This is a genomic window from Stackebrandtia sp. (assembly GCF_035643755.1).
In the GTDB taxonomy this organism is placed as follows: domain Bacteria; phylum Actinomycetota; class Actinomycetes; order Mycobacteriales; family Micromonosporaceae; genus Stackebrandtia.
On record NZ_DASQPW010000008.1, the window covers coordinates 1 to 5,310 of the forward strand.

The following is a 5,310-nucleotide window of genomic DNA, read 5'->3' on the forward strand; positions in this document are numbered from 1 at the left end:
CCGGCGCGTTCGGGGGCGGCGACCTCCCCCTCGGCGGTGCGTCGCAGCGTGGCCAGCTGGTTGTCCGTGGCGCCGAACGGCGACTCCCCCTCGACGGCGGCGAACAGCGTGGCGCCCAGCGAGAACACGTCGGAGGCCTCGGAGGGCTCGTCGCCCTGGGCGACCTCGGGCGCCAGATAGCCGGGGGTGCCCGCGAACAGGCCGTCGGTGGCGGTCAGGGTGGCCGCGCCGCGCACGTCGCGTGAGATCCCGAAGTCGCCCAGCTTGGCCCGGCCGTCGTCGGAGATCAGGACGTTGGCGGGCTTGATGTCGCGATGCAGGATGCCCTTGGCGTGCAACGCCTCCAGCGCGTTGGCGAGCTGGACGCCGACGGCGGCGGCCTGCTCCACCGACAGGCGGCCCTGCTCGGCGAGGCTGTGGCCGGTCGCGTACTCCATGACCAGCCACCACACGTTGTCCGAGCACACCACGTCGAACAGCGTGACCACGTACGGGTGGTTGAGGCGCGCGAGGATCTCGGCCTCGCGCTTGAGCCGCGCGACCCGTTCGCCGACGCCGACGCTGTCGTTGGACAGCGCCTGCTTGAGGGCGACCTGGCGGTGAAGCCGCTGGTCGGTGGCCCGCCAGACCACCCCGTTGCCGCCGGATCCCAGTTGCCTGTCGATCCGGTAGCGTCCGGCCACCAGTTGTCCTGCTCGCATTGCTTTCCGATCGTCCCAGGGGGCGTGGACTTCCGCCTTACTCACAATGGGCACCCACCATATGGCATCGCCGCGTCGAAATCGACCGTCCGTCTCGGGACCCCTCCCGGGGGGTCTCCCTTTGTATCGAACAACTTCATCGAAAGGTGCGAATCCCATGAAGATCAACCGCAACAAGAGGCTGGCGCTGGGCGCGGCGCTGCTGGTCACCGGCGCGGCGGCCGTCGTCGGCGGCCAGGCGTGGGCCGACGGGGCCTCGTCGTCGGCCGGAGGCGCCCAGGACTGCGACAAGAAGCCGTCCGAGATCCTCGACCTCGCCAACTGGTACCTGACCCTGCCGACCGGCGACGAAGGCCACCCCGACACCGTCGAGCAGCCCGACCTCGACGGCTTCACCGCCGACCCCTACTTCACGGCCAACGCCGACTGCGACGCCGTCCAGTTCCAGGCGCCCGTCAACGGGGTGACCACGGAGAACTCGAAGTACCCGCGCTCCGAACTGCGCGAGATGGACGGTTCGGACGAGGCGAGCTGGTCCTCCTCCGAGGGCACCCACACGCTGGTGGTCGAGGAGGCGTTCACCCATCTGCCCGAGCCAGGGGATGACGATCGGGACATCGTCGTGGGCGCCCAGATCCACGGCTCCGACGACGACGTGACGGTCTTCCGTTTGGAGGGCGACCAGCTGTGGAGCACCGATGAGGATGAGCCGCACGGCACGCTGCTTGACGAGCACTACACGCTCGGCACCAAGTTCGAGGCGAAGTTCGTCGTGGAGGACGGCAAGACCCACGTGTTCTACAACGGCGAGGAGAAGGCCACGTTGTCGAAGGACTACGACGGCGCGTACTTCAAGACGGGGGCATACACGCAGGCCAACTGCGACAACTCCGACCCGTGCGACGAGAGCAACTTCGGCCAGGTGGAGATCTACAGCGCCAAGGTCACCCACGAGTAGAACCACGAACGAGGAGTTTCGATCATGGTACGTATCCGTTCCCTCCGCCTTGCCCGAAACCGCGGGCGACTCGCGGCATCCGCGATCGGTATCGCGGGACTGGTGTTCGCCCTGGGCTTCGCCGTGTCGGCCAACGCCGACCCGGCGCGCGGGGCCGCGTCCGATCCGCACTCGTCCGACAGCCCGTCGGGCGAGCCGATGCCGCAGGGCGACCTGCCCGGCTGGAAGCAGATCTTCGCGGACGACTTCACCGAGCCGGCCGCGGTCGGTCAGTTCCCCGGCGACGCTTACGGCGACAAATGGAAGGTGTACCCGGACGGCTGGAACGACACCTCCGGCAACGGCACCTACTATCCGTCCAAAGTGGTCAGTGTCGCCGACGGCATGCTGACCAAGCACCTGCACACCGAGGACGGCATGCACATGGTGGCCGCGCTGCTGCCCAAGCTGAACGGCAGCGAGGACGGGCAGAGCTACGGCCGCTACAGCATCCGGTTCAAGTCGGACGCGATCTCGTCCTACAAGACCGCGTGGCTGCTGTGGCCGGACAGCGAACAGACGCCAGAGGACGGCGAGACCGACTTTCCGGAGGGCGATCTGGACGGCAAGATCGGCGCGTTCATGCACCACGCCGACCCGGACGGCGGCCAGGACGAGTTCGACACCGACGCCACCTACACCGATTGGCACACCGCCACGATCGAGTGGACGCCCGGCAAGGTCGTGTTCCTCCTCGATGACAAGGAGATCGGCACCTCGACCGAACACGTCCCCAGCAATCCCATGCACTGGGTGATCCAGACCGAGTCGTGCATCGGTTGCGGCGAGCCCGATGACGACATCGAAGGCGACGTCTCCATCGACTGGGCAGTCGCCTACTCCATGGAGTGACCCCGAAGGAGCTGTTCACATGCGAAAGCAACACCGACGTCGCCGCCTGGGGTGGTTTTCGGCCATCGCGGTCGTGGCGGTCGCCGCCCTGGCGGCGGCGCTCAACATCCTTCCCGCCCAGGCCGACTCGCACTCCGACGCGGGCGCGCTGCAGATCCTGCCCGGCAAGCTCATCGGCTCGGACTACCAGCCCGACAAGTTCTACGTCCGCCAGGGCGACGGCGAGTGGGAACTCACCTACACCCCCGGCTGGCAGGGCGACGGCTTCTCCGACCAGGTGCGGGGCTCGCTGTTGAACCTGCGCTCGGCCAACGCGGTGTTCGACGACGAGAGCGGAAAGATCACCGACTACGACCCCGACTTCACCGCCGCCAAGAACACCGACGACTTCGTCGCGCACCTCGACGACTACCGCGAGCACGGCCTGATGGCCACCGACGTCAACCTGCAGGGCGGCAGCCCGGGTTACGACGGCGCGAAGAACCCCGGGTTCAACAGCGACGGCTCGTTGAGGCAGGAGTGGATGGACCGCGCGGGCAAGGTGATTGAGGAAAGCGCCAAGCGGAACATGGTCGTGGTTCTGGGTTACTTCTATTTCGGACAGATTGGGGCGCTCGACGGCGACGACGCGATCCGCAACGCGGTCACCAACGTCACCGACTGGCTGATCAAGCACGAGTACCGCAATGTCGTCATCGAGATCGCCAACGAGCACAACGATGACGACTATCCCGACATCATCTCCTCCGACGACGGCATGGCCGAGCTGATCAAGTTGGCGCAGTCGCGTTTCGACGCCGCCGACTTCAAGCTGGCCGTCGGAGCCTCGCGCTGGGGCGACGGTTCGGGGCCGCAGGGCGCCGTCGCCGACGCCTCGGACGTGGCACTGATGCACTGCAACGGTTTGGACGCCGACAAGTGCGCACAAGCCGCCGAGGACAACCAGAATGAGTACGACTATCCCGTCGTGCTCAACGAGACCGACAACACCAGCGGCGAGTACGACGACGACACCCTCGCCGAGGACAACGCGTCGATCGACGCCATGGTGCCCACGGGCGCCAGCTGGGGATACATGCTCAATCAGTGGAACCAGTACGCGGCGTGCAAGTACCACGATGACTGTGGTTCGGCGGGTTTCGACTGGGCGTTGGGGTCGCAGCCGGGCACCAACGGCGACGGCGCGGACCTGCTGCGCAACTTCGCCCACGGCGTCTTGGACCATCTGCAGGGCGTGGCGTTCACGAAAGGCTGACGCCACGGACGATCGGGGACTCACCGCGGCGCGGTGAGTCCCCGCGTCGCGTCAACACCCAACAGAAGTACACATTGAAATACTTGACTTTCTTTCCTGTAAGTCGAATACTCGGGATGTTCGACTTCCCTTGTGCGGAAAGGAAACGCCGTGAGTACATCGCGAAGACGGCTTGCCGCCGGTGTCATCGCCGGATCGATCGTCGCGGCCATGGGGCTGCTGTCCACCTCGGCGTTCGCCGACGACACCGCCGTCACCGACGTGCGGCTGGCCCACGTCCCCGGCCCCGGCGCCGCCGATGCCGGACGGTCGGGCGCGGCGGCCGCGCCGCGGGCCGACGCCGAATGGACCGCCATCGCCGACCTGCCCACCGGAGCCCAGGACACCGCCGCGGCCTGGGTCGACGGACGCAGCTACGTGCTGGGCGGCTACTCGGCCTCCCAGCTGCACGCCACCGCCGCCGGCTACGCCTTCGACACCGCGAGCGGCAAGTGGGCCTCGATCGCCGACCTGCCCGCGGCGCTCATGCAGGCCCGCGCCGCCGTGGTCGGCGGGAAGATCTACGTCTTCGGCGGCTGGACCGACACCGACACCGTGGACACCGTGTACGTCTACGACCCCGGCGCCGACGCGTGGTCGAAGGCGTCGGCCATGCCCGAACCGCGCGCCGCCAGCGGCATCGCGGTCGTCGACGGCGCGGTCTACATCGTCGGCGGCTGCACCAGCGCCGACCCCGCCGTGTGCACCCCCGGCACCAACGTCTGGCGCTATGACACCTCCGCCGACAGCTGGCACAAGCTCGGCGACTACCCCGTGCCGTTCGCGCACGGCGCCTGCGGCGGGCCCGGCGGCGGCGTGGTGTGCGCCGGTGGCATCACCGACGACAACGGCAAGTCCCTGGCCAGCACCTACATCCTCAATGGAGACGCGTGGAAGGCGGGAGCCGACCTGCCGCGTCCCCTGTGGGCGATGGCCTCGACGGTCGCCGACGGAAACCTGATCGTCAGCAACGGCATCGTCAACGGCTCCAGCGTCACCAACGAGACCCTCGGCTTCGACCCGGCCGCCGGGCAATGGACCCCGCTGCCCGCGGCGGGGCAGCTGGCGTATCGGGGCTCGATGTCGTGCGGGCTGGTCAAGGCCGGCGGCCGCAACGGCCTCACCGTGGCCACCGCCGAGACTCTCCCGGGCTACACGGACTGCGGATCGTAGCGGCGGCCGGGGGCGAGCAGGCGCTCCAGCGCGGCCGACGATGCCACCGGGATGCCGTACTGGCGGGCCTTGGTCGCCTTGTGGGACATGGAGTCCGGGTCGGCGGCCAGCACCAGCGCGGTCCGCTTCGACACGTGGCCGGCGACCCGCAAACCGGCCTCGAGGCAGCGTCGCGACCAGTGCTCCTTCGACTCGGGGAACGCGCCGGTCAACACCACGATGTCGCCGGGACGCAGCGCGAACCGGCAGGCGCGAGCGGCGGCGGGCAGCGGCACCCTTCCCGCCAGCCGCAG

At 68.5% G+C, this 5,310-nt stretch carries 5 protein-coding genes and 1 pseudogene; 4 read left to right on the top strand and 2 right to left on the bottom strand.

Features of this window, described 5'->3' with window-relative positions; genetic code table 11:
- On the bottom strand, positions 1–683 hold a 683-nt coding region (locus tag VE172_RS00435), incomplete at its 3' end, for a serine/threonine-protein kinase (protein WP_324795569.1).
- A gap of 175 nt (positions 684–858) precedes the next feature.
- Here VE172_RS00435 and VE172_RS00440 point away from each other — a divergent pair.
- From VE172_RS00440 to VE172_RS00455, 4 genes are all read left to right on the top strand, one after another.
- Complete coding sequence (locus tag VE172_RS00440) at positions 859–1,659, top strand: polysaccharide lyase family 7 protein (RefSeq protein ID WP_324795572.1); 801 nt, start codon at positions 859–861, stop codon at positions 1,657–1,659.
- A gap of 24 nt (positions 1,660–1,683) precedes the next feature.
- Positions 1,684–2,550 carry a glycoside hydrolase family 16 protein gene (locus VE172_RS00445; RefSeq protein WP_324795575.1) on the top strand — a complete coding sequence of 289 codons (867 nt, stop codon included), beginning with the start codon at positions 1,684–1,686 and terminating at the stop codon, positions 2,548–2,550.
- A gap of 19 nt (positions 2,551–2,569) precedes the next feature.
- Positions 2,570–3,805, top strand: coding sequence for a hypothetical protein (locus VE172_RS00450; RefSeq protein ID WP_324795578.1), 1,236 nt, complete (start codon positions 2,570–2,572; stop codon positions 3,803–3,805).
- A gap of 150 nt (positions 3,806–3,955) precedes the next feature.
- A complete protein-coding gene (locus VE172_RS00455; RefSeq protein WP_324795580.1) occupies positions 3,956–5,017 on the top strand; it encodes a Kelch repeat-containing protein in 1,062 nt (353 codons plus the stop codon).
- Here the strand turns inward: VE172_RS00455 and VE172_RS00460 are convergent.
- A pseudogene (locus VE172_RS00460) lies at positions 4,996–5,310 on the bottom strand (hypothetical protein); the annotation flags it as partial. The gene VE172_RS00455 and the pseudogene VE172_RS00460 overlap by 22 nt on opposite strands.